This is a genomic window from Paracerasibacillus soli, assembly GCF_042432965.1.
Classification (GTDB): Bacteria; Bacillota; Bacilli; order Bacillales; family Amphibacillaceae; genus Paracerasibacillus; species Paracerasibacillus soli.
Window position 1 is genome coordinate 202,963 of the sequence record NZ_JBHLWL010000067.1, and the last position, 25,988, is coordinate 228,950.

The 25,988-nt window shown below is 37.6% G+C and carries 21 protein-coding genes; 5 read left to right on the top strand and 16 right to left on the bottom strand.

Annotated elements, in window-relative coordinates:
• Window positions 1-239 precede the first annotated feature (239 nt).
• The 6 genes from ACFFIS_RS17740 to ACFFIS_RS17765 form a co-directional block, all read right to left on the bottom strand.
• Window positions 240-800, bottom strand: coding sequence for a glycerol-3-phosphate responsive antiterminator (locus ACFFIS_RS17740; RefSeq protein ID WP_320379975.1), 561 nt, complete (start codon window positions 798-800; stop codon window positions 240-242).
• A gap of 346 nt (window positions 801-1,146) precedes the next feature.
• Window positions 1,147-2,520, bottom strand: coding sequence for an alanine/glycine:cation symporter family protein (locus ACFFIS_RS17745; protein WP_390188593.1), 1,374 nt, complete (start codon window positions 2,518-2,520; stop codon window positions 1,147-1,149).
• 579 nt (window positions 2,521-3,099) lie between these two features.
• A complete protein-coding gene (cax, locus tag ACFFIS_RS17750) occupies window positions 3,100-4,167 on the bottom strand; it encodes a calcium/proton exchanger (protein ID WP_390188595.1) in 1,068 nt (355 codons plus the stop codon).
• Between the two features lie 419 nt (window positions 4,168-4,586).
• Window positions 4,587-5,036 carry a DinB family protein gene (locus ACFFIS_RS17755; protein WP_320379976.1) on the bottom strand — a complete coding sequence of 150 codons (450 nt, stop codon included), beginning with the start codon at window positions 5,034-5,036 and terminating at the stop codon, window positions 4,587-4,589.
• Between the two features lie 472 nt (window positions 5,037-5,508).
• On the bottom strand, window positions 5,509-7,194 hold the full coding sequence (locus ACFFIS_RS17760; RefSeq protein WP_390188597.1) for an LPXTG cell wall anchor domain-containing protein: 1,686 nt from the start codon (window positions 7,192-7,194) through the stop codon (window positions 5,509-5,511).
• Window positions 7,195-7,718: 524 nt separating this feature from the next.
• Window positions 7,719-8,210 (bottom strand): DUF2798 domain-containing protein, encoded by a 492-nt coding sequence (locus tag ACFFIS_RS17765; protein ID WP_320379979.1) that lies wholly within the window; start codon window positions 8,208-8,210, stop codon window positions 7,719-7,721.
• A 306-nt stretch (window positions 8,211-8,516) separates the two neighbouring features.
• On the opposite strand from ACFFIS_RS17765, the gene ACFFIS_RS17770 reads away from it, so the two are divergent.
• On the top strand, window positions 8,517-9,053 hold the full coding sequence (locus ACFFIS_RS17770) for a ribonuclease H-like YkuK family protein (RefSeq protein WP_390188599.1): 537 nt from the start codon (window positions 8,517-8,519) through the stop codon (window positions 9,051-9,053).
• Between the two features lie 44 nt (window positions 9,054-9,097).
• Here ACFFIS_RS17770 and ACFFIS_RS17775 read toward each other — a convergent pair whose 3' ends face one another.
• A complete protein-coding gene (locus tag ACFFIS_RS17775) occupies window positions 9,098-9,544 on the bottom strand; it encodes an OsmC family protein (RefSeq protein WP_320379980.1) in 447 nt (148 codons plus the stop codon).
• Window positions 9,545-10,030: 486 nt separating this feature from the next.
• Between ACFFIS_RS17775 and ACFFIS_RS17780 the strand changes: the two genes are divergently transcribed.
• The 4 genes from ACFFIS_RS17780 (at window position 10,031) to ACFFIS_RS17795 (ending at window position 15,421) form a co-directional block, all read left to right on the top strand.
• Window positions 10,031-10,933 carry an AAA family ATPase gene (locus ACFFIS_RS17780; RefSeq protein ID WP_390188600.1) on the top strand — a complete coding sequence of 301 codons (903 nt, stop codon included), beginning with the start codon at window positions 10,031-10,033 and terminating at the stop codon, window positions 10,931-10,933.
• 12 nt (window positions 10,934-10,945) lie between these two features.
• The gene (locus ACFFIS_RS17785; RefSeq protein WP_390188602.1) at window positions 10,946-12,868 is read left to right on the top strand and encodes a vWA domain-containing protein; all 1,923 of its coding nucleotides are present in this window, start codon (window positions 10,946-10,948) and stop codon (window positions 12,866-12,868) included.
• A gap of 408 nt (window positions 12,869-13,276) precedes the next feature.
• Window positions 13,277-14,344, top strand: coding sequence for an ABC transporter substrate-binding protein (locus tag ACFFIS_RS17790; protein ID WP_320379984.1), 1,068 nt, complete (start codon window positions 13,277-13,279; stop codon window positions 14,342-14,344).
• Window positions 14,345-14,542: 198 nt separating this feature from the next.
• The gene (locus tag ACFFIS_RS17795) at window positions 14,543-15,421 is read left to right on the top strand and encodes a GNAT family N-acetyltransferase (RefSeq protein WP_320379985.1); all 879 of its coding nucleotides are present in this window, start codon (window positions 14,543-14,545) and stop codon (window positions 15,419-15,421) included.
• Between the two features lie 54 nt (window positions 15,422-15,475).
• On the opposite strand, the gene acpS is transcribed toward ACFFIS_RS17795, so the two are convergent.
• The 9 genes from acpS to fabG all read right to left on the bottom strand — a co-directional run bounded on the left by acpS (window position 15,476) and on the right by fabG (window position 25,980).
• Complete coding sequence (gene acpS / locus ACFFIS_RS17800) at window positions 15,476-15,871, bottom strand: holo-ACP synthase (RefSeq protein ID WP_320379986.1); 396 nt, start codon at window positions 15,869-15,871, stop codon at window positions 15,476-15,478.
• A gap of 30 nt (window positions 15,872-15,901) precedes the next feature.
• Complete coding sequence (locus tag ACFFIS_RS17805) at window positions 15,902-16,117, bottom strand: hypothetical protein (RefSeq protein WP_320379987.1); 216 nt, start codon at window positions 16,115-16,117, stop codon at window positions 15,902-15,904.
• Window positions 16,118-16,183: 66 nt separating this feature from the next.
• Complete coding sequence (locus ACFFIS_RS17810) at window positions 16,184-18,634, bottom strand: beta-ketoacyl-[acyl-carrier-protein] synthase family protein (RefSeq protein ID WP_390188603.1); 2,451 nt, start codon at window positions 18,632-18,634, stop codon at window positions 16,184-16,186.
• A 16-nt stretch (window positions 18,635-18,650) separates the two neighbouring features.
• Window positions 18,651-19,769, bottom strand: a complete 1,119-nt coding sequence (locus ACFFIS_RS17815; protein ID WP_390188605.1) for a glycine cleavage T C-terminal barrel domain-containing protein — start codon at window positions 19,767-19,769, stop codon at window positions 18,651-18,653.
• The gene (locus ACFFIS_RS17820) at window positions 19,732-21,102 is read right to left on the bottom strand and encodes a DUF6365 family protein (protein ID WP_320379991.1); all 1,371 of its coding nucleotides are present in this window, start codon (window positions 21,100-21,102) and stop codon (window positions 19,732-19,734) included. Before ACFFIS_RS17820 ends, ACFFIS_RS17815 begins: the two co-directional genes overlap by 38 nt.
• The gene (locus ACFFIS_RS17825) at window positions 21,068-24,388 is read right to left on the bottom strand and encodes a GNAT family N-acetyltransferase (RefSeq protein ID WP_390188606.1); all 3,321 of its coding nucleotides are present in this window, start codon (window positions 24,386-24,388) and stop codon (window positions 21,068-21,070) included. Before ACFFIS_RS17825 ends, ACFFIS_RS17820 begins: the two co-directional genes overlap by 35 nt.
• Entirely contained in the window at window positions 24,385-24,918 is a 534-nt protein-coding gene (gene fabZ / locus ACFFIS_RS17830; protein ID WP_320379995.1) for a 3-hydroxyacyl-ACP dehydratase FabZ, read from the bottom strand. The genes ACFFIS_RS17825 and fabZ overlap by 4 nt, the downstream gene beginning before the upstream one ends.
• Window positions 24,919-24,925: 7 nt before the next feature.
• Entirely contained in the window at window positions 24,926-25,213 is a 288-nt protein-coding gene (locus tag ACFFIS_RS17835; RefSeq protein ID WP_320379996.1) for a phosphopantetheine-binding protein, read from the bottom strand.
• Window positions 25,214-25,233: 20 nt separating this feature from the next.
• Window positions 25,234-25,980, bottom strand: coding sequence for a 3-oxoacyl-[acyl-carrier-protein] reductase (fabG, locus tag ACFFIS_RS17840; protein WP_320379997.1), 747 nt, complete (start codon window positions 25,978-25,980; stop codon window positions 25,234-25,236).
• Between the last annotated feature and the right edge of the window lie 8 nt (window positions 25,981-25,988).

The window sequence follows — 25,988 nt, forward strand, 5'->3', positions numbered from 1 at the left end:
CTCCCTATTATTATAGAAAGCACGGTATATACAATGCCTATAGTGTAAAGAGAACAAAAAAAGACACACTAAATACATTCTTTGAGGTCCTGAAAAACAACAGAATCAAAGATTACAGTGTGTCTCCTACTTCTCTTCACAAATTATTAACTTAATATTAATTTTATTATAAGGTGAAAACGCTGTCAACATTTATACTCATTTTGTTGTTACACAAATCGCCAAATCAATCACCAAGATTATATAGAATAGTCTTGTGAAAAGTGCTCCCAAATTTCTATATTAGATGTCGTAACAGCTGATGCACCTGCATCTAACGCAGCTTGTACATTTCCCTTTGTACGAATTAATCCGCCTGCAAAAACTGGAACGTCAACATTTTCCTTAACTATTTTTATAATATCCGGCATGCCCCCCGGCAATACCTCTATGAAATTAGGCCTAGTTTTGTTAAGTAACTTATAACTTTTTTCCAACGCATGTGAATCCAATAAAAAGATTCGCTGTACTGCCAAAACTCCTTTTTGTCTTGCCTTAACAATAACATTAGATTTTGTAGAAATTAATCCAAATGGTTTGTATTCTTGGCAAATAAATTCAGTAGCATATTCATCACTTTTTAGCCCATGAATCATATCCATATGCAAAAACAACTTTTTGTGATGGGCATTTGCCATTTTTGTCACATTTTTTATCTGTGAAAGATGCAAGTCTAAAAACACACCTATTTTGTATGGACTTTTAAGAAAAGCTTCAAACTCTTTCATATTAGAACAAGCTGGAAGTACTTTTTGCTTCATTTTAAAATCTCCTCATATGTTACTAGCTCCATTTTTTATCAAAAGATAGCAATTTCTATTTTACTCTAACATTACATTACACAGTTAAATAGAATTATGCCCTTTCTGCAATCTAAATCCGTAACACACAAAATTTTGTTTGTAAAAAGCTTCAATCTAATGGACTAGGAAACCTAAACTACATAAATACTAATGAAACTACCACAATTTTAATCACATTGACAGTTAGACACAAATCATAAGCTCTTATTAATATCTGATATGATAATATTATTAGCTTTTTCAAGAAATGGGGCTGCGACAGAAGGGTCTAGCACATTTATTTTTCCCAGCCCCTTAATCCTAACTACGCGCCTTTTACTGTATTTTTAGTGGCTTCTTCTTTTTCTTCTTCCACTTTCTTTTGGAGACGCTTTGTTTCATATATTATGACACCTGATAATCCGAGCAAACCAATCAAGTTCGGTATAGCCATTAAGCCATTTAATACATCTGCTAAACTCCAAACAACATCAAGTGTTGCAGTTGCACCTACAAATATAAACAATACAAAAACAAGACGGTATCCCCTTACAGCTATTGGATGCTTAAATAAGTATTGGAAACATTTTTCACCATAATATCCCCAACCTAATATTGTGGACGATGCAAAAAACAATAGTCCAATTGTAATGAGATAAGGGCCCGCACCCCCGATTAATGTTTCAAATGCAGAAGATGTCAACACGCCTGCCTGAATGCTTTTATCTTGCCATTGCCCAGACATCACGATTGTTATGCCAGTAATGGAGCAAATAATTAACGTATCAATCAGAACTTGAACCATCGAAACCAATGCCTGCCTACCAGGTAAATCAGTTTTCGCTGCTGCGGCTGCAATCGGGGCAGAACCCATCCCAGCTTCATTCGAGAATAATCCACGTGCAACACCAAAACGGATTACAGCACCAACCGTACCTCCTAAAGCAGCTTCACCAGAAAATGCATACGAAAAGATTGTTGCAATTGCCTCCGGTACAAGATTAATATTAATAATCATTACAATTAACCCAGCAAGTATATAAAATACCGCCATAATCGGTACAAAAAATGCTGTTACTCTTCCAATCCATTTAATTCCACCAATAATGACAAGACCTGCAAAAATAACGAGCGCCAGACCTGTTACCCAAAACGGTATTGAAAATGTATCATTCATTAAATCAGCTACCGCTTTTGCTTGCGTTCCATTCCCAATTCCAAATGCGGCAAGCGCACCAAAAATTGCGAATAACACCCCGAGCCACTTTTGTTTTAAGCCATGTTCCAAATAATACATTGGCCCACCAGCCATATTACCCTCGGGATCCTTCACGCGATATTTAACAGCTAAAATTGCTTCCCCATATTTTGTCGCCATTCCGAATAAACCTGCAAGCCACATCCATAAAACAGCACCAGGACCACCAAGTACTACCGCTGTCGCTACCCCAACAATGTTACCTGTACCAACTGTTGCTGCTGATGCTGTCATCAGTGCCTGAAAGTGCGATATATCTCCTTCTGATGTTTTGTCTTGATTTCTAGAAAAGGCAAGTTTTAAGGCATAAGGTAATGAACGAATTTGTAAAAGTCCAAGTCGAAAAGTAAGATAAATACCAGTACCAACTAATAAGACAATTAATGGTACTCCCCAAACGAGATCACTCATTTTGCTTAAAAACTTTTCTATATTTTCCATCCAAACTCCCTCCCCTTTTTCAACAAAAATTGCAATTTCTTATTAGAATATCCTCCGGCCTCCTCCCAATCCATTTTATACAGTCTTGTAAACCCTTTCATTTTATCAATTACAGGAATTTTCTAAGTTGTTTTATTATTATAATTAAAACGAATATCATATGATATGTCAAGAGAATTTTTACTTCTAAACTTCATGTACCTCCACGAGACATCCGCTTTATAAAATGAATAAATAGTAACATGATACAGGAGGCGATATTTTTCTTTCTATCTCTATTCGTATCCCCTTTAAAGTAGGTAATTTACCATATCCTTCCGCAAAATTTTACTAATGCCCTCAACATTGTTAGATATACAGTTGATTATGAATATGGCTAGTAGATAGCAAATATTCCACCTTTATTTTGCTCCACAACAACAGGAGTAAATAAGGATCCTTCATGCTTTCTTTAACGAATAGCAGTTCTTTCTTCTCCGAGGTTCAATATCTTTCTTCACAAAAAACAAGATGCAACTCCAAAAATAGCAGTTGCATCTTGTTAAATGCTCCTCACTCAAATGAATAAAGTGTATATTACTATAATAAATAAAATCCAATCCCCATAATTACATATGCGGATAATAAAACCAGTCCTTCAAACCAATTCGTATCGCCATCGATTGAAATCATAATGACTAATAAAACGGCGGTTATCATGCCAATTAATTCTGGCCATGTAAAAACAAGAGCCATGGGAGTAGCGAACATAAAAGAGAGTAAAACTAGTACAGGTGCAACAAACATGGCGACTTGAAGTGTTGAACCAATTGCAATTTCTACAGCTACATCCATTTTATTTTTGTAAGCCATTAGTACTGCGGAAGCATGTTCGGCAGCATTTCCGACTATCGCTACAATAATGATTCCAATAAATAACTCTGACCAACCAAATGTTTCCCCAACTACTTGAAATGTATGTACCAATTTTTCTGAGATATACGCTACGGTAATGGTCGCTAAGGCAAGAATTATAATCGCCTTCTTCGAGCTCCATTCCGGAATTTCCTCTTCCTGTTCTTCCTGCTCTACTTCCTCTTCACTATTCTGATATACGCCACGATGGGTCACTAGTTTAAAAAACAGTGCTGCTAAATACAAAATAATTAGCACAATTGAAACGCCAATACTAAGCGTCAACGTTTTCTTATCACTTAATGTTTGTGAAAAAACTTCAGGTATAACGAATGCAACGATGATTGCAAAAATTAACAAACCAGCATTGTGCCGTGCATCCGTGACACTAAATGATTGACGTTTAAACTTCAATCCACCTACAAAAAAAGAAAGACCTGCTACAAGTAATAAATTTCCTAATACCGAACCAGTTAATGAGGCTAATACTATGCCAATTAATCCTGCTTTTAGTGAAAAAAATGAAATAATTAGTTCCACAGCATTTCCAAATGTAGCATTTAGTAAGCCACCAATCCTTGGCCCCATTACAATTGCCAAGCTTTCTGTAGCCCTACCAATAAAACCCGCTAGTGCCACGATTGTCAAACAGTATACAATAAACATCATAACTGTTGGCCAGTCAAACAATGCCCCGATAACTGATGCCGGTATGCCAATAGCTGCCAAAATGATAAATATCCGATTCACCATGTTTTGATCCACCTTTTAATCACAATTACTTTTAAAATACCCATTTACATTAAATTTATTTACATCAATGATGAGTTTAGTTGCCATTTTCAGCTTCCCCTATGTAGTGTAAAATTTATTTACTTTTATCCATATACATCAATCATGACCTCCATTTGCCAATTTCTAATCTTCATTGCGAATTTTTTTTAGTTGGCCAAATTTGGATTTTACTAGCCCTTGTTTCCCACTATCATTCTAAAATCCCTCAACTCTCGATGCGGATACTTGGATTCTATCGCCTTAGCTACAATAAAAAGGCACAATGAGCAGATTATATCCGCTTATTGTGCCTTTTTTGTATAAAGCTTCTGAATGTCACTAGTTATATTTACCCCTCATCTTGTAAAGGGATGAAACAAGAGAACCGTCCCTCTGTTTCACAGCATTTCTTTCATTGCTTTTATTCTGCCTACGGTTTCTGCTTCGCGATAGGCGAGCATAATGAGTAAATCTCCGTGTGTTTCTACTGAACCGTATGGTACTTTGAATTTTACGTTAGATTGCCAAAAGAGCTCATCAAAACTATTAACTCGATTTTGCTGTTTTTGCAAATCCTCTATGAGTTGTGCAAGTGAAGGAGGTTCAACCGTCCAATCGCTCACTTTAATATCAGAGCTAAATAAATCAGCATATTCTGCTGGAATATCCTGTGATTCCTTTTTGTTCACAAATAATAACTTTTCATCAGAGAACAATATATTTCCGATATGCCAACGTATTGTATTATCAAAACCTTTGAATTTGTGGTCCAATATTTCTTCATCTAAATCCTGAATAAACGTTAGTAACGAAGTTCTTGCAAGATTAAATTGTTTTAAAACGGACATGATGTTTCCTCCAATCATATTTCAGTAACAAGTATAGTTTAGACAGTAAATAAATGAAAGGCAAATGTTTGTTATGTAAATAATCTGAGTTTAATGGTTCTATTGTATGTGAAGTCCTTGCCATCAGCTATTTCTTCTATCATATCTAATGGAATGGCATATGATGATGTTGTTTTTTGAATCTACAGACTATAAGATGAACCACGATCTACTCCTTACAATTTAAGTGGATTTACTTTCTGTTTTCGTGAACTAAAACAGCTTCACCTTCCAATCACAATCACTCTCATCTCTTCACCCCTGTTGTAGTTGCATTGATATTATTATAGCTTCACTCCTTTGAATATTGGGGTCTGACCCCCGCAAATTGAAAATATGCACATGTTTAGAACACGAAAAAGACCACAACACGTCATTGCACGTATTGTGGTCTTCTAAAATTTACTTTCAGTTTGATAACAAACTCTAAAACTTATATGAATCTTCTTCTAACTAATACAAGAGCTCCACCAGTAACAGAAAGTAAACTTCCAATTAAAATAAACAAAAAGTTATTTGTTGCCGTGTTTGGTAACTTTGATCCATCCCCATTAGCATCACCATCTACCGGTGTTGGAGTTTGATCAACATCATTATTTTTATCTCCATCTTTGTCTCCGTTATCTCCATCGGATCCATCGTCACCGTCTTCTCCATTATCTCCATCGGATCCATCGTCGCCGTCTTCTCCATCATCTCCATCGGATCCATCGTCACCGTCTTCTCCATCATCTCCGTCGGATCCATCGTCACCGTCTTCTCCATCATCTCCGTCGGATCCATCGTCACCGTCTTCTCCATCATCTCCGTCGGATCCATCGTCGCCGTCTTCTCCATCATCTCCGTCGGATCCATCGTCGCCGTCTTCTCCATCATCTCCGTCGGATCCATCGTCGCCGTCTTCTCCGTCTTCGTCATCATAGGAGGCGATTTCAAATGGAACTTCGATTGTTTCCTCTACTACTGTCCCATCTCTAATAAGCATAACTGTAACATTTAAGCCTTCTAATTCCTCTAAAGCCTTAGTACTCTCACCAATTGCTTCAAAAAATCCTTCATAGCCATAACCGCCATTAACTGTTCCCAGATCAATAGTAGCTGTATTTCCATCCCATTCAATATCTAAACTACCTATGTATTGGTCAGGCTCATGAACCGTAATTTCTTCTGGCACATCAAACTTAATTTTAACTTGTTCCTCACTATGGATTGATAAATTCATAGCTTCAAACGAAAAACGTAAACCAAATTGATTCCCTTCTAAACCAGGGTAGTCCTTAATGAGTTGACTTTTCGCCTTAAAATCCCAGCGCAAATTCATTGCTGTAAAATCAACATCAATCGAACCTGAAAAATGCCCAACAGGATGATAGCCATTTTCGTCAAATGCATATACGTTAATTACATTGTCTACAATTCTATCATCTGAAACTCCAAAGACTGGAATCGTATACGTTATCGAGTGTTCAGCATCCGTTGTCATCTCTGGTAGCTTTACAGCAACAGCAGTTGAACCATCATCTAATCTAAGAAGCTTCAAATCCTCTGGTGTGATTTCAGTATCTAACACACTTACATTTTCCGGAACTTTAAATCCGACATAAAGTCCTTCCGTGCTAGTTTCAGTTTGATTTTGGGCTGTAACAGTAACATCCAGCACGTAGTAGCCCTTTTCCTCATCGAATTCCGCTTTTCCTACGATAGAGCCTTGTAAATCTAACGCTGGATTATCATCTGCAACAGATAAGCCTTCATCATTTTGAACTGTTGAAACTTCCGCTCCATTTTGGACAGTATGATCTTTAGAAGTTTCCGCAACTACTTCCTCTGTTTCCTCTACTTCTATTTCTTGTTGTTCTTGAGATTCCTCTTCAGATGCTAGTTTCTCAACTTCTGAAACTACTAGTTCTTCTGAATCAACTTCAGCTTCTTCCATTTCAACATCTTGGGCAACCTCTTCTTCTATTGTATCTTCATTTTCTGTCACATCTTGTTGCGATTCTGTCACATTGTCCTCACTTGCCGCTTCATTTTCTCCAACAACACTATCAGCAAATACTACTGTTGGGTAAAGAGCAATAAGAAAGACTAGAAATATTGTTGACAGCTTTTTAAACATTTCATCACTCCTTGTTTCGACTTTAATCTACAGATTAAGTCAGTATTTTCTTATTTCGCTTAAAATTCTAGCATACGAAAATATGATCAACAAGAGTGCTTTTTCCTATATCGAAACACCTATGCCTACGATAATAATTTGTACAAATGAAGTCCATAACAATTTATAAAAATGACTTTATTTCCTATCTACAATGGCATTCTGGCCGATTTTTAACTTCTATTCCATAAAAAAGCTACTATTCCGTTTATCTTGTAAGTATCTTTGAATATCCCCCCTCTATCATAAGACCCATGTCTTTTCTATCATATCTTTTCTCTCTATATATTTTTTCAACTTATAGTCCTTTTCAGTTAGATATGCTAAAGAAACAAGCTTCTTTTCCTTTGTGCAGGTTTTTCCTCACCACGCTCGAAACAGTTGAAAACACAAAAAAGATTATTCAACTATAAAAGCGAATAATCTTTTTATTAAACACATATTCAAACAGGTACATTACATTCTTAATAACTACTTCATTACCATTATATTTGTCCCAGCTCTTGCTTTTTATTGGATTTCATATACTTAGTAAATATGAACCGTACTAACGGCCCCATGATGAAAATTTGTAAAGGCAGCGCCATTATGAAATTCTTACCGAAAACGATAAAGTAATCTTTTACTACAGTGTTTGAAGTATAGCCACTATGAATATAAGTTGTAACTAAACCATAAATGGACATAAAGAAAGCCATTCCTATTACCATACAAGTTGATATTGTTAGGACTGTATAGATTTTCTTTTCCGTATTCATCGTCAATTTAAATGCTATTTTTTTAGCATTAGGTCCCACGATAAACATATCAAGCACAAACGCAATGATAAACCCGATAAAAAAGTCTGAAATTCCTTCTATAAAAGTCATTTTACCAATTGTTCCATTTAGGTAAAGGTTATAGATTGTCATTACTAACACCATTCCAAAGCACATCATTAGGCCAAAATATAAACTTTCTCTTTTTGTCGTTGGCATGTGTCATCTCTCCTTCCTTTCAATTTGCTTTGTTATTATAGCAAATGAAGTAAATACTTCGTAAGTAAAACTTTTTAAAAGGCAGACTTTTTAAAGTAAAATCATGCTAGCCGTATGTAAAATACTTCAGAGAGAACAATTTATGATAGAAGTGCAAAACAGAAACTACCGTCTCTTCGACTGGGGTCAGACCCCTTTAGCAAATTTTTGGTATGTTAAGCTTATACAAATCCTATAATGAAAATAGTGAGGTATTTTTTAAACCGTGACAATCTATTCGCCACGATAATGGGAGGTATGAAAGCTATGACATATCGGAATGAATCAAATAAAACATTTCAAAATCTAAGTCAGAAGCATATGTCTTTCGAACAAATTTTTAACCATATCGTTACATTTATGAAACAAGATATAACGGGTAATTACCGACTAATATTTGGTACAGATTCTCAAATTCATACAACCTTCACTAAATTTATTACAGGAATCGTTATTCAGCGCGAGAGAAAAGGGGCATGGGCCTGCATCCGGAAAGTAAATGTCCCAAGGAAAATGACAAATCTTCATGAACGAATTTCCTTTGAAACAGCATTAACTGAAGAAGTAGTCGCATTATTTACCGAAGAGAAGAAACAACAACTCATTGATATTGTACTACCACATATTTACAAGGGTGCTTCTTTTACAATTGAAGGTCATATTGATATTGGTTCCAGCCAAAGAAATAAAACGAGGATTTTTGTAAATGAAATGGTGGCAAGAATGGAATCCCTTGGATTAGAACCGAAAATTAAACCAAATGCCTTCGTTGCAAGTAGTTATGCAAATAGATATACAAAATAACGGGGGTCAGACCCCCCGTTAACTTCCTTCTGTTTATCTAGCCCTTATATCTTATTCCATTGACTTTGTACTGCTACACCTGCATCTTTTAGTAGATTAAACAGCGGACATCTTTGTTCCACTTTTTCCTTCAACTGCTGAAGTGCTTCTTCATCGGCTTTCGTATCTATCTTTATTTCAAGTGCTACTGTTTCAAAATAAGTTTGCACCCCTTCTACACCTTGGTAACCACGAGGATCTAATTCACCATCAACAAAAAACTCCAAGGCATCATATGTAATACCGATTTCCTTTGCAACCATTGCCGTGACAATAGAAGTGCAGGATGACAATGCTCCAAGAAAATATTCTAATGGATTAGGTCCAGCATTTGTTCCACCTAGTCTTTCTGGCTCATCGACTATAAAGGGAGTTAAATCTCTAACTTTGACCTCATTCCTTAAATTATCTTCCCAACTTCCATGAGCAGATAATGTCGCCTTCTTTATCATTTAAAAGTCCCTCCCATATTTTAACAACTACTCACTACTTCGACTATACGGGAAAATGGAGTTTCCGTCACCTTTTATTTCTCGGAAAATATTACTTACAGAAGTTTGAGCGTTTGAGCATTTGCGATGATGCATTATGGCATGTCAAAAGGACATGGTATTTTCATTTTATGTCATAAAGGGAATCCAAACTACTATATCACCCAGTTCGTATCATCATATAAGTACTAGTCATACGTTCTTATTATCGTTGCAACAGCCTACTTATGAAAAGGGGATTAAAAATGAAATAATGCTGTTTATCATCGTGCTATCAACCCATTTTTACTCTAAATTCAAAACACAAGTGAAACTAAAAGAGAAATGAACCATATGACGTAATACTTTGAGATTGCTACACAGATTAAAATTTTGCTCCATGATGCATTTACATTTAAAATAAGTAAGAACGTTCAAAAGTGAAAATGAAACAGGAGAACCGTCCCCATGTTTCAAGAGAGGAGTATGCAGATGTATCATTTCGATGATCAACTTCCTGAGGAGGTTTTGAATATACTTCAATCCGCTCGGAATCAAAATACAAATTTAGAAGAACTTGTTCGCCAGGGGGGATATGTTCCTCCAAGTATGGATTTAATGATTGATGCCATTACAATATTAAGTATGGGTAAAAACCTATTACTAAAAGGACCTACTGGAGCTGGAAAAACGAAATTTGCGGAAACATTGTCAAATCTGTTTCACCAACCGATGTACAGTGTCAACTGCTCTGTTGATTTAGATGCTGAAAGTCTGATGGGATTTAAAACACTTACTTATCAAGATGAAAAGCAGGTCATTGATTTCATTCCAGGACCAGTTACAAATGCAATGAATCATGGCACCTTCCTTTATATAGATGAAATTAATATGGCCAAGCCCGAAACGCTGCCACTTATTAACGGAGTTTTAGATTATCGACGCACAGTGACCAATCCATTTACCAATGACATCGTCACTGCAAAAAAAGGCTTTAATGTAATTGCCGCGATTAATGAAGGGTATATCGGTACCGTGCCATTGAATGAAGCGTTAAAAAATCGCTTTATTATTTTAGATGTGCCTTATATCGAAGGTGACCAACTGAAGCAACTCATTGCAAATAATACAAGATTGACGGAAAGCAAGACAATCAACCTTTTTGTAAAATTGTCCGCAGACTTAGTTGCAGCTGTTAACCAAGGAAAACTTTCCGAAGAAGCAGCATCAATTCGTGCATTACTTGATGCTTGTGATTTAAGTACCATGATACCTGCAAAACGAGCTATTTTACGTGCTATTGTCGATAAATTGGATGAAGTACGAGAGCGTGAACTTGTCATGAATATTGCAGAAACATTATTTCAGTAAGGAGGGGATACCATGAAATACAATCGCTGGGACGATGCTCTGATTGATACGAATCTTTTTGTTCAACTGCAAGATCTTACGACAGTATTGTCACAGGTTCCCGATTTTAATTTTGAATATACGTATGGTTCTTTTCTAGATATGAAGGAAAGGCGCATAACTGGAAGTACTTTATGGGATGCAACTAGACCAGAGATTCGGAAATCCGGCTATAAAACTGATGTGTATTTACGTGCTGTCGGGACATTGTATCATACTCATTTACCAGCGTTTCATGACTACTGGAATGATATAGAGGATGTTAGTATTTCCCGATTCGCTACACAATTAATTGCCCTGTTAGAGGATTTGCGTTTGGAAGAAGTAATCAAACATTCACGTCCAGGTACAGGCAAGGATTTTACAATTCGCAAGCACTATCTAAAGCATTTTTTCAACACCCAACTAACAACAAATATTACAAGAAGTTATGCTTTAGATGAACTATTTTGCATGATTTATCTACTGTTACAATCTGACGGTCCAGATTTAGATTTCCCTCATGCAAATCAACAGCAATTGGACGCACTAGAAAAAATAAAACCAGACTTGTATCAAAGTTACGAGGCGACATCCACACAGGATATTGCTAACGTTGCAACCCGGATTGTTTGGAAACTTACTGATTCATATGAGGATACCATTAACATTTATTTTACGTTTCCAATATTCAAGTGGGATAAAAAATATAAGCGAAATACTTTGTTTGATGAGCTTACCCGTACAGATGATGTTGCCAACAATGATCAGGAAGATGTTGATCAGGAAAAAAGTGAATATATCGATGAAACCTTTTCTACGTGGCATCGTGAGAACGAAAATGCCAACCGAAAACAAACATTTTTACAAATGGAGCTTGGTGTAGGAACGAAAACAAACCTTAAAGGCGGGGGTGCTCGCGAAACAGAAGACGCCGACCAAGCATTTGGTACGGCACAAGGAACAGCTAGAAAAAGTAAGCAAAATGATTATTCGAAACTACAATCACTTGAAAAACAAGCAGAAAAAAAAGCGAGTGAACAAAACAGTGCACCTTATGGTGATGAAAATATTGATGCGATAGCCATTATAAAAGAAGCAGAAACGCCACCCGTAGAGGATATTTTAAAATACCAGCAGTTTGTCTCTGAAATCGATGCATATAAGCGAAAACTAGCTAACACAATTGAAAAAGTGCTAGAACATAAAAAAGTGTTGCCGCGGAAGGACTTACATTACGGACGCCTTTCCAAAAAACTACTTCCAATCGTAACGGATGAGTATCCACGTCTTTTTTATAAAAAGGATCAGGAATCACATGAATTTGATGCTATTTTTACACTAATGGTCGATTGCTCTGCCTCGATGCATCAAAAAATGGAGGAGACAAAACGTGGTATCGTACTATTTCATGAGGTACTGAATCAATTAAAAATCCCACACGCCATTGTTGGTTTTTGGGAAGATGCCACAACAGTGAAAGAAAGGGAACAACCTAACTATTTTCATATCATTCATTCATTTACAGATTCATTCTACGGGAACAATGGTGCAAAAATTATGCAACTTGAACCTGAAGAAGATAATCGTGATGGTTTTAGTATTCGAGTTATTACTGAAAAGATGATGGAGAGAAGAGAAAATCATAAGTTCTTACTTGTCTTCTCCGATGGCGAGCCTGCAGCAGCAAACTATGACCAAAACGGTATTGTCGACACACATATTGCCGTATCAGAAGCGAGGAAGAAAGGGATCGACGTCATCGGCATGTTCTTGTCTGATGGGATGATAGATGAACGGGAAGATGAAACAATGAAAAATATTTATGGCCGAGAACGCCTCATGATTCAAGACGTAGCCGACCTCCCCGAACTCTTCACCCCCATCCTAAAAAAACTATTATTAAAAACAATTTGAAACATGGGGACGGTTCTCTTGTTTCATCTGAGAGTGACACATAGGAAAGGTTCTTCTGCTTCATGGAAGTGACGCAGGAGAACGATTCCCACACCTCCACCTCCACTTGTTAAATACTTCACATGGGGTCTGACCCCAGTTTTCCAGCATATTCTAGCGTTTTTCTATGAAGATATAGCGCTACTCTACTTTCAGGCTGCTTTTCCTCTGTCTTAGAACAGTTAGCTTGAGAATCAGCTATGATAACCGCATTGAATCAGCTTTTCTAAACGTATATCATAATAAGTAACGGCCTTTTAAGTACCCCATCATACCAGCTTTTATCAAATTTCACCGATTACTTACATCCATTACAGTTATATAACACGTTTCACTTGGGACTGTAAAATAATATAGTGGAGGAGAAAGATGAAGCAATTTAAGAAGAGCCAGGAATATCATGATAATCCTGGTTGTACTAGCGTAGACAGGAACAAAACTACATTTTCTAATTTACCAAAATTAATTTTGATAGGTTTACTTTCTATCGTACTCATGCTCGTCATGACAGCTTGTAGTAATGATGCAGGTGCTGATAAGAAGGAACCAATCATTTTTGCAGATGGTGGCTGGGACAGTTTGAAATTCCATAATGAGATTGCTGGGATCATTATTAGTGAAGGATACGGTTATGAAACCGAAACGATTTCGGGATCGACTGCGGCTTTAATGAAGGGAATTGAGCAAGAAGAAATAGATATCCATATGGAATTATGGTCGGAAAACCTCGGGGATATTTATTTTGATGGTGTGGAAAATGGCGATTATATTCAGCTCTCCGTTAATTTTGATGATAATTTTCAAGGATTATACGTTCCAACTTATGTTATTGAAGGTGATTCAGCGCGTGGTATAGATCCGATTGCGCCTGATTTGAAATATATAACGGACTTACCTGATTACTGGGAAGTTTTCAAAGACCCTGAGGATGAAGGAAAAGGTCGCATTATTGGCTCCATTTCAGGATGGACGGTTGACGAAATTTTATATGAAGGCATTCAGGAATATGGATTAGATGATCATTATAACTATTTCCGGCCTGGTTCCGAATCTAGTATTAATATATCTTTAGCAAGTGCGTACGAAAAAGGCGAACCTTGGATTGGATACAATTATGAACCAAACTGGGTCATGGGAAAATATGATATGACACCAATTTTAGAAGAGGTTGAAGATGGTCCACTATCTAGTATTGGTGCACAAGATATTGATATTATCTCAAATAAAAGTTTGCCAGAACGAGCCCCAGACGTAGTAGATTTTCTAAAAAAATATAAAACTTCTAGTTTGATTGCGAACAATGCACTCGTTTATATACAAGATGAAAAAGCATCCGCACACGATGCCGCAATTAAATTTTTACATGAAAATGAAGATATATGGACTACTTGGGTTCCAAAAGAAATCGCCCAAAAAGTAAAAGAAGCAATTAAATAAAGCTAGTGAAACAGGGGGACGGTTCTCCTGTTTCACCTTCACTGCTATATCATGTGAAGCTACACAGTCAGAGTTTTTCGCACTTCTCACATCAGTTGTTCGTGGACGAATGAAACTTTTACTGGCAGTTCATTCTCACATATCATACATACATCCTCTTTCATGTGAGGGGTTAAAGCTAGTTGACGTGTCAAAAAAATGATAGTTAATCATATACCGTTCAAAAAACAGAAGATGCATCGTTTAGATTTACAAAATGAAGGGAAAATCACAATGATAGAAGAAAAAATTGATTTACGTGCAGTATTAATCGACAATCTAGCAGCTAAGGTTTCTTATGTTGCCAAATCTCTTCCTTTCATGGAAGTTAACGAAACCAATAATATGATATACGTAGATTCTGGTCTGCCATCTTATAATTTAAATATCGTGACACTTTCAAAACAACAAGATAACTTAACATCTAAGGAAGCGCTACACGCCATGGTGAAACATTATAATCAAAAAAACTTTCCCATGAATGTATGGTGTTGGAAAGATTGTCCGGAAACCATCAAACATTTACAATCTATTGGTTTAAAAGAATACAAAACTACGTACTTGGGAATGATTGCTGATTTAGATCATATACCCCTGTTCAGTAAAAGACGAATAAACGATTTTTACATAAAAGAAGTTTCTACTTTAGCGGAAGTTGCTGAATTCGGTGCCATTTTATCAAACCTATACGAAGAACCAGAAGCTAGTCATATGCAAACATATTTTAAAAAGTTGGCAACACTCTCACCTTCAGCGTACCCAAATTTAAAAAACTATATCGGCATATTTCGCGATGAAATTGTCTCCGTTGGCTCCCTCATGTTTACTGGTAATTCCGTGGGAATGTACGACATTGCAACGAAGGATCGTATGAGAGGGAAAGGTATCGGCACCGCAATGGTCCAATTTTTATTAAATGAAGCCATCAAGCATCAGGCAACATATTGTTCGCTTCAGGCATCCCCAGAAGCCCAAAGGATTTACCAAAAAGCCGGCTTCCAATCATTAGGAGAATTAAAAGTTTATGAAAATGCGTGAAACAGGAGAACCGTCCCCATGTTTCACGCATTTTCACTTTGTTTGTGGAATCCCTCACATGGGGTCTGACCCCAGTTCAATTATAACGAAGCTGGCGGCGTAGTGTGCGGTATGTGTGATTGATAAGTGGAAAGTAGTGGCGTGTTGATATCGTGCTTCAATCTTTGGATGTAGTTGAAAAGTCGGTTTACCTCGTGTATCTTGCATTATTGTGATGTCTTGAAAACTCAACTCTTTTCCAAAACCAGTACCAATCGCTTTAGCCAAGGCTTCTTTTGCTGCAAAGCGTCCTGACAGCCACTCTACTTTACGCCTCTCTGAATCGAGTGCATGATACATGTCCAATTCTTGTTCTGTTAGAATTCTTTTAACAAAAGGGAGAGATGACCGTTCACAAGCTTTTTTCATTCGTGCAATTTCAACTAAATCCATGCCAATTCCTAAAATCAAACTGATCACCTACCCCTTCCATTTATTTTATCACTTAAAGGATTTCACCAATTCAAGCATCTTTGCGCTTTCCTTTTGCTTCCTCCCCCACCTGTTTATCCCACCGCCACCTTGATATTCCATTCCCTCCCCACCATCAGGATTTACTAAATGCCCTATTCCTAACTGTGTGACAGGTAATTGCCAAATAATAAAGTGATAAACAATTGTTTTTCTCAAAGAATGGGTTTGATTCCACTTAAACATGAGTCATGCTCTCCCAACCCAAATCCCTCCGCAACATACAGCAAAATCAAATAGCACCAAATAAATTCACTCATATCGCTTGAGTACTAACGAATTGTAATTTGCCCCATAGGCAAAGGAACTAATTAATGCATGATTAATATTTTTCGCTTCTCTCGTTTCCATTATCAAATCTAAATCTACCGCTTCATGCTTTGCACTCAAATTTTGAATGGGGGCAAGTGTCCCTTGAAACGCTAAAATTGCACTTAAAATCCCTAATGCTCCCGCTGTTCCATGTGTTTCGCCAAAAACCGATTTCGGTGCAGTCACTGGGGTTTTTGTACCAAATAAATCATGAAGCGCTTTTGCCTCTACTTTGTCAAATGACCAGAGACCACCTGCTGCGGATGCGATAAAATCAATATCATGTGCAGTTATGTCTGCTGATTCCAACGCAAGTTCGAATGACCTTTTCCACTCTTCACCTGTTGGATTGATACGCGCAACGCGACTATTATCACATGTTAAACCGAAGCCCGTCATTTCTGCCAAAATAGATGCATCGCGTTCTTGCGCACTTTCCTCGCTCTCTACTACAAAAGCTACACTACCGCTTCCTAAAACATGTCCCTGACTATGTGCATCAAAAGGCATCGGCATATTTCCACTTAAATAATGAGGAATTCGATGTAAACCGGCAACGAGCGGTTCATTAAACTCATCAGATGTTACCACAATGACTTGATCACAAATATCTTGCTGAATGAAATTATTTGCATAAAATAATGCATTAATTGCGGAGACACCACCTGCACATATTGTCGATGTCGGCCCCTTTAACTTAAAATTTAAGCCAATATGTCCAGCTGCTGCATTCATTACTGTATTAGGAAACAATCGTGCATTTGCCTTTTGTGCACCTTCTGAAATAACAATTCGATTAAATTCTTCTACCGTTTCAATTGGTCCCGTTCCAGTCGCAAAAATTACGCCTACCCGCTCGCTATTACGGCGATTAATTTTTAAGTTTGCATCTTGTAAAGCCATCCTTGTCGCTACTGTCGCCTGTCTACTAATCGTATCCATTTTACGTAATAAACTTGGATTCATATATTTTCGGTATGAAATATCCGGAATAATGCCAGCATGTTTGATACCATATTCAGTAGAATCGAATGTAGCAATCTCTGTTAAGCCGGATTCGCCGTTCCGTAGCAAGTCAAAAACATCTTCTTTATGTTTTGCATTACCAGCAATCGCTCCTATACCTGAGATGACAAGCCTTTTCTTTTGATAAATTTTTTCTTCGCGTGCCTGTTCTTGATCTTTCTGTAATAAAATGGTTGCGTTATTACCACCAAACGCAAATGAATTCGATAATACAACTTGAAGTGGGCCCTTTTTCACATGATTGGGGACAAAGTCAAAATCGAATGCGCGATATTCCGCTTTAAAATTTACAGTAGGTGGTATGATTTCATCTCGGATAGCTAAAATACTCGTTACCGCTTCTGCCGCCCCAGCTGCACCTAGCATATGCCCAATCATAGACTTTGTAGACGAAATAGGTGGTTGATGTCCATTCAATAGTGACCGTAATGCTTTCGGCTCAGAAGAATCATTTGCTGGTGTACCTGTCCCATGACCGTTAATATATGAAATGTCATTTTCTGACAAGCTAGCTTGCTGAAGTACATGCCTCATTGCGCGTAACGCACCATCTCCAGCCGGATCAGGTGCTGTCTGATGATAGCAGTCTGCTGATAAAGCATAATCTAGTACTTCTGCTAAAATGGTCGCACCTCTTTTCAAAGCAATGTCTCTTCGTTCCAAAATTAAAAATGCCGCACCTTCACCAATGTTTACCCCATCACTTTTACTATAAGGAGATGATGGGCCGTCACATAACGCTTGTAAACTATTAAATCCGCTTAAAGAAAGCTTCGTTAATGGATCTACTCCACCTGTCACGACTACATCCGCTTTCCCTGCACGAATTGTGTCTAATGCATATCCTATCGCATTCGTTCCTGCAGCACATGCATTTGAAATGACACTTTTATGTCCTTTTATGTTCAAATCTCTCGCAACATTATCCGCCGGTACGTGAATCGGATATTTGTAAATCAATCCAGGGTTTGTTTTACGAATTCCTTTTTCAATCCATTGTTTATGGAATTGCTCCCCACTCCTAATACCACCTAAAGATGTCCCAACGACAATCCCGATTCGATATGGATCCATTTCAGTAAATCGAATTCTAGCATTTTTTACTGCTTCACGGGCAGCTAGAACGGCGAATTGACCACTCCGATCTAAGTCTAACAATTCCCTTTTAGTAAAGTGGTCTGTTGGATTAAATTGCCCCACTTCTCCACCGTAACTAGTACTTAAATCAGAAGTATCTAATTCTTGGACAAGCTTTATCCCACAAGATCCCGCTTGTACATTTTGCCAAAACTCCTCGATATGATGGCCATTAGCAGAAATAATGCCTATCCCTGTGACAACTACTTGATACTTTTTCCATTGCATAGCATAACTTCCTTCATTAGACTATTTTTATTTCCCATGATTTCGGAATAACATATGGCGATGAAATCGTTTCAATTGGCACAAGTTGACCCTTCTCATGATGATAGGCTACTAATGATAATCCCGAAACGGCAAATATGTCCTCTACTACCCCTAAAGCAAGCTTTTTACCAAGTTGATAACTATGAACAACTTGTACTACCTTTCCCACTTCAACATGTTCAACTAGAATCGTATCATCTTTTGCCAGCACTTCTTTCGCATCAAAGCAAAAACCAACTAATCTTTTATCTACTCCCTCTTCTCGTATTTCCTGCAGCACCTCACTTGCAGCAAACTCATCCTTATCAAAATGAACGAGCCATTCTAAACATGCTTCAAATACGTTTAACTCACTTGTTTCGTAACGAACATTCGGTTGCCGCACTTCTAACATCGCAATTTCTAACGCTTGCATTCCAACTGGGTGAACCGAAAAGTCTTCCGAATCCTGTTCTAAAAGATGCTCCCACAATTTGAGCCCACTTGATGCAGCAACACATATTTTGTACCCGTACTCTCCTGTTACACCTGTTCTCGCAAAAAGAATCGATTGATCTTGCCATGTTGTCTCGACGAAAGATTGGAATGGTAACGACGAAATATCAAAGTCTAAAAATTCTCTTCCTACTTTCCAAGCATATGGACCTTCAAAACCAATAATTGCAAATTGATTTGTTACGTCTTCCACGACGACGATATCATCGTTATTTCCATGCAAAAGTAATTGATGTATCTTTTCACGCTGATGTGCAGATGTTTCAATTAATATATAATCTTCCTGATGATAAATTGTAACCAAATCGATTACTTGTGCGTCTTCATCTAATATTAAGGAAAAGTCTACTTTTTCTATATCCATAAATTCGATATCAATCGTGAGGAATTCATTCAAAAATTCAACGGGATCATCGCCAGTTATTTTTATTTTTCCATTTGCCGTGTAGTCTATTATGCCGACATGATTTCGAAGTGCGTCATACTCTTTTTCAACATCTACATATCGTTGCACTATTTGATAGTCTCCAAGTTCGTCCACTACAGATTTATCACCAATATTACCTAATTGTTTTTGCAACACGCGATTGAGATTCATCACATATTTCCTCCCTTTTCTCGATTATTTTATTGACCATTTCCATCGCTTGAGGAACTTCCGTTACAGCTTGGATATACCGCTTCTGTTGTTCATAAACAGCCGCTTTTGTCCGTTCACAATACAATAAATCGTGGATCTTCATGCCTGTTTCTTGTATATTGAAAATTTCTGCCGTTTCAACTACTTCCATCCACGGATTATCCGTTAATAAGGGTGCAAGCTCCTTCACCCAGCCATTTGGAAATGTAATAAATGGATATACTTTCGTTGATAATATCGTTTGCCATTTCTCCATAATTGGTATGAAGCTTTTGCGATTTACTTCCCAGTGGTGCGGAATCGAAACTTCACCTTGTTCGTTCGTAGTCAGTTGTGAGTTTTGTAAACTTAATACAGGGACGTAACCAAAGATTGCTTTTGCCATAGAACAAGACGTAATATTGTCTGTAATAAATAAATCACAGGAAAATAGTAATTCCTCATATGCAGCTAAATCAAGAAATGGCATTGGTTTAAATTGGATTCGATCATTTTCAGTTGAATGAATAAAATTATCTTCCGGCGCAATACCTACAATCACGACTTTGGATGGTAATTCTTTTACACCTAAATAATTCACCATGAACTTTTGAATGATATTTTCATAACTATATGAACTATCCATATGAACACCTGCTTCAAGCCGACGCATTTTTACATACATATTTGCCCATGCTGCTTTTGATAGCATGATGAGTTTATCTTCATCCTTACAGGCAAATGTGCTACGTATTTCCTTTTTTATTTGTGCATCGATGGAAAATGGTTCGGTATATAATGTGACAGTTATGATATTGTCATCCGCTTGAACTGGGTGATTAATTGGACACGTACGAATAACCTTTATTTCATTTGGTATTTTACGTATCCTTGTTTCATATTTCATTCTTGATTTTTCCTTTTGATGTGAAGTTGGCTCAAACAACTTGTTATATAAGGTAGGACTTTCGGTTGCAAAACATAAGGAATCGATTGTCGCGATTGGAATATCAAATCCAATCATATGGTCCAAATCTACTAACGGTGGTTCTATTTCCAAAATATGATAGTCTGCTAGTATGATCAGGTTCGGCTGAAAATGCGTAACACACGCATCGACAACACGCCTCTGTTTCACCTGTCTCGTTAGCGAAGTTGCCTCCATACCAGCATGTTTCGTATAGTGAATGAATTTTTCACTCGTTAAAAAATGACACTGCACCCCTTCGCTTACTAATTGTTTAGCTAAATAGATCGCATTATGAAGTTCTCCAATACTATATTGGCTCGGTGCTATAAACAGTACTTTCATCCATCATCCACCTCCTATTTAATTGATGCACATAGGCTAAAGCCGCTTCTAAAGATGTCGTAACAGCGATAAAAAAACTTGTCGATTGCTGCTGCTTGGAAAGTTGCTTTGGTGATACTATCAGCGATACTTGAAATCCTTTATCAACCCATTCCGAAATGGCTAATTGGGAAGGTTTTTCTTCCGTCCATATTGCAACATACAACTCCTTCCCCAAATGGAGCACTGCTTTTGCTTCGGACGGATACATACGCCGTTTTACCTTTGCTTCTTTTAATTGATATGATTTTGTATCATGCCAATAATAAATCGTTCTCTCTCGTGAATATCGATTCCAATAAAAATGCATGATCACATGCTCTAACGCTATTGCCTGCTCATTCCCCATTGCGATGTCAACCCGAATAACTGGAGCAGCCGGCATCAAGTAATATGCAACTGTATAATTTTCTCCGTGACAAGCAACGCCTTCCCAAGCCGTATGTGCAAGCTTGTTTCTCTCATATGTGAAATTTTCCATTTGGCCTTTTTCAAACATATACCCATGACTTGCCGTTATTTCATGTGCAAGTCCTTGGGGATGAATGCCCGCCGGTGTCGTTCGCTGCTGGCCCCATTTACCGAGTTTAGGAAAATAAGATTGTACAAGATTTTTTTCTTTATAATGGATGCCTGTCAATGACGCTTGAAAATCAGGTGACATCTCTACTTGTAAACTAGCATTCGTAAGGGTGACAATCGTTTTCTCGCGTCGTATGCTCTCCACGATTTGGACCCCTTCTTCGTCCCCATGAGAAATATATAAAGACAAAGGCTCTGTTACACAAATTCCTAGTTGTTCATTTTCAAATTTAACTGTCCCAGTAAGCATCATATGATTCGTGTCAATAGGGAATGTAAATTGAACTGCACTGTCATGCTCTTTTTGTAGTTGCTCGATTGCCCTACGTTCAGTAACTGCAAGTTCTATAATGGAGACAGATAATATTCCGTTCATTTTTTGCATATGTTCGGTAAACAGTTGCACATTTATTTCCAATACTGGGGTATCTACAACAGCTATTTTTGATGTCAACTTCATGTTAATCCGCTTTGCTACTGGATACATATCGTTACCCTTTTGGCCAGTTAGTGCGTACCATACACGCTCTGTAGCCTTTTTATCTCCATAGCCAATTGTATAATAATGGGTAAAGTCAGGTTCTCTACCATCTATATAAGATTTACTCCGTTTTAAAAGATATCTTTCCAGCTGTCGTTCATTTTTTGGCTGATACTTTGCAAACAAACGACGTAACATCGGATAAAAGTGAATTCTCTTTTGTTCTGATTGCCGTGTCGCAATAAGAGCCGGCATCCACCTTAATCCATATAAGACACGTTCTACCTTTCCTTGCCAAATCAATCCTACATGCAATGCATCATTCGAAAAAGAACTCCATGGCATGGCATATTGCGCGGGATCACTTGGCAAATCTGTATCATACATATATTCGTAATCATGGATTGCAAAAGGAAACTGTTCATACACCAGTGGCTCCGTGACAGTTCCCGATTGAAATGGCAACGTAATTTGTGCATCCAATAATGTACACCACGGATAAAATTTAAGTTTTTTCCCATTTCCAAGTGCGTAATCATGGATTTGTACGAAGCCAGCACGCGTCAGCGTAATTTCTCGAATAAAATGCAAGTAGCCTTCTTTACACTCCACTAACAATACTTTTGATTCCGTTTTTGGAAATAAAACTTTTATATTTCTACGATTCATTCGCTTCATTGCTCCGGTAAATGGATAATCCAAATCCGGCCAAGCTTCTATCGCAACTACTTTATCTGTCGTCTTTTCAACTAATTTTAAGCTACCCGTTTCTGCATCAAGCTCCACGATAGTTTGTATATCTTCCAAGTAAGCTTTTTCTGCTTGCATGTAGCGACTGTTCGCTTGCGGTAGAATACTATAAAAAGTAAATTCCTTCCGATAAACTAACTGATTTTCCATATCATACAAGGCGACATAAACAAGTTGTGTTCCAGTTTTTTTCGCCCGTATTCTTAACGGTATTTCCTTGCTCTCTCGTCCCTTTAATGCAATAAAAGCCGCTCCATTATTTTCAATTTCAAGGTACATTTCATCATCCGCTTGAACCGTATAATATTTCACGATTGTTTCTGGTAAGTTATTTTTTACCGCTACGGTAATTGGTGCCCATTGGTGCAGAATCATTGTTGGCTTCTCACATAAGTGAACTTCCAAAGCTTGTTTCACATGGATACCATAATGAAATGTAAACGAATATGTGCCCAATTTTATCGTTGTTTGTAGTAATTGCGGGCCGAGTAATTGTGTGGATGGCGTAACATTTTCCTCCCATACGATTTTTTCACCTGCCCGTATGAACCGTCGCTTACGTCCATTTTTATATTTCATTCGTTCATTTCCCAAAGTCGTTTGAAATGTGACAAGTACAGTTTGTGCTAAGCGGTTTTCATATTCAAATCTGAGCGTAATAGGTTGTCCTGCAATAACCTCTTGTCCATCCATGCTATAACTAATAAAGTGAAATCGCGGATCAGCCATCATCGCGACCCGCTCCGATTGAAGGTCAATCCAACAGGCGATAATATCGTCACCAAAAGTCATCTCATATTTATACGTTTCCATTCCATATAACGAAAACGTATCTTTTTCACTAGAACGAATTTGGATAGCTTTTGTATTTAAAAGACTTTTCCATCCACTATCCACCAATGACTCATCTAAGTCCGTTACACGATAGCCGGTTTTTAAAAAATTAATGACATATGGTAAGTAATTTCGTAACTCCAAAAATCCATCATAATCGATATAACTTCGACTCGAGCGAATAAAACCTACCCGCTTATAAAGTGGCAATGCAATGTGATGGCTCGGATCTACATCTACATCAATATATTGATAGCCAAGGTCTGTAAGTTTCACGATTGCTTTTGAAAATAAAATTCCTGGCAGTGGACCATTACGAAATTGTGGATGAATAAACAGTTTACTCCCCCAAACTGCATGTGGCCCTGCCGCCTTTTGCCCACAAACAGATGTAAATAATACCGTTGCAATAATATTTTCCTCATACTCCATACATAAAAATAATATGATTTCCATTTGTTCAAAAAATCGACGAATGTCACTTTCCTTTAGTGGATATCCCGAAGTTACCGGTCCAAAACCGAATGCGTTATACAGTTTGGCAATTTTCTCCGCATCATCTTCCGTACATGACCGAATATGCAATTGATCTAACTTCATCTTGTATCTTTATCTCCATCAGGTCTTTCGGAGACAGTTAATGCCCCTCTTGCAACACATTCTCGCGCAACATAAGCCGCTACCTTTACTTGGGAAAGCACCCCAAATTTTTTTCCAATTTTCACCTTTAAACGAAGCTGATCACCGGGCACGACTGTTTTTAAAAATTTCATTTCCTTTATTGCAACTAAATAACCAACACGTGAAGATATATCCACATGACGATCGATAACAAATTCATCATTCTCTACGGTTGTTGCTGCAATTTCATCATTTTCTTGCATCGATTGAAGTGCTTTCGTACCATAAACAACAGCAGTCAATTGCGCTAATGCTTCTACAATGAGCACGCCAGGCATAATGGATTCTCGTGGAAAGTGTCCTTCAAAAAATGGTTCGCTTACGGTTACATTTTTTAATCCAACTCCCATATCGCCCGGTTTTAGTTCTACTACACGATCAAGTAGTAAAAAAGGCCACCGATGTGGAATTAGCTCTCGAATTTGTTCTACAGAAAGAACTGTTTTCAATGCGCCCTCACTCCTCCTGATTTTCTACAATATAATCTGCGAGTTTATTAATCGAACTAAAAACTTCTATATTATCATCAAAAACTGTTACATTAAATTCATCCTCAATTGCGACAAATAACTCCAATGCATCAATCGAATCAAGTCCTAAACCGCGCCCAAAAATTGGTTGGTCATCCGTTATTAACTCTGGCTCGATATCAAGGTCTAATCGTTCTACAATAAGTTCTTTTAATCGTTCTGTTAATTCCTTTCGCTTCAGCGCTTGTTCTTTCGTTTCTTCATATGTTAGCATGTCCATTCACATCCCTTTCTTTAGCCATTTATTAGTCCCCCGTCTACGGTAAATACTTTTCCAGTAATATATGATGCATCATTCGAGCTTAAAAAAGAGACCATCTTGGCGACTTCTTTTGGCTTCCCTAAACGCTGTAACGGAATGAGGTTTATCATCTGTTTTAATGTTTGCTGGTCCATTGATTTCGTCATATCCGTTTCAATAAATCCGGGTGCCACTGCATTCGCTCTAATTTGATAACTAGCAGCTTCCTGAGCAATACTTTTCGTAAACGCAATCATCCCACCTTTTGATGCCGCATAATTCGTTTGCCCACTTGTTCCTGAAATACCACTCGTAGAGGCGATATTGACGATGGCGCCTTTTTTTTGCACCATCATTTGCTTAACTGCTTCCCGTGTGCATAAATATGTCCCTCGCAAATTAACATTCAGTACATCATCCCATTTCGTGCTACTCATTAGTGGTAAAAATCCATCCTTTGTTATGCCGCTGTTGTTCACTAAAATATTTACATTTCCATGATGCTTTTTTATATTTCTGAAAAACTGTTGCACTTCTTTTTCCACTGAAACATCTACTTGATATGCATGTGCCCTTCCACCTAGCTCTTCAATTTGCTGCAGCGTTTTTCCCATTTCCTCTTCATTTGCCACATATGTGAGCACAGTAGTAACCCCACGTCTTGCAAGATCTATTGCAATTGCACGCCCAATTCCTCGAGATGCTCCAGTCACAACTGCTAATTCTTCACCTGAAAACAAAGCGTTCA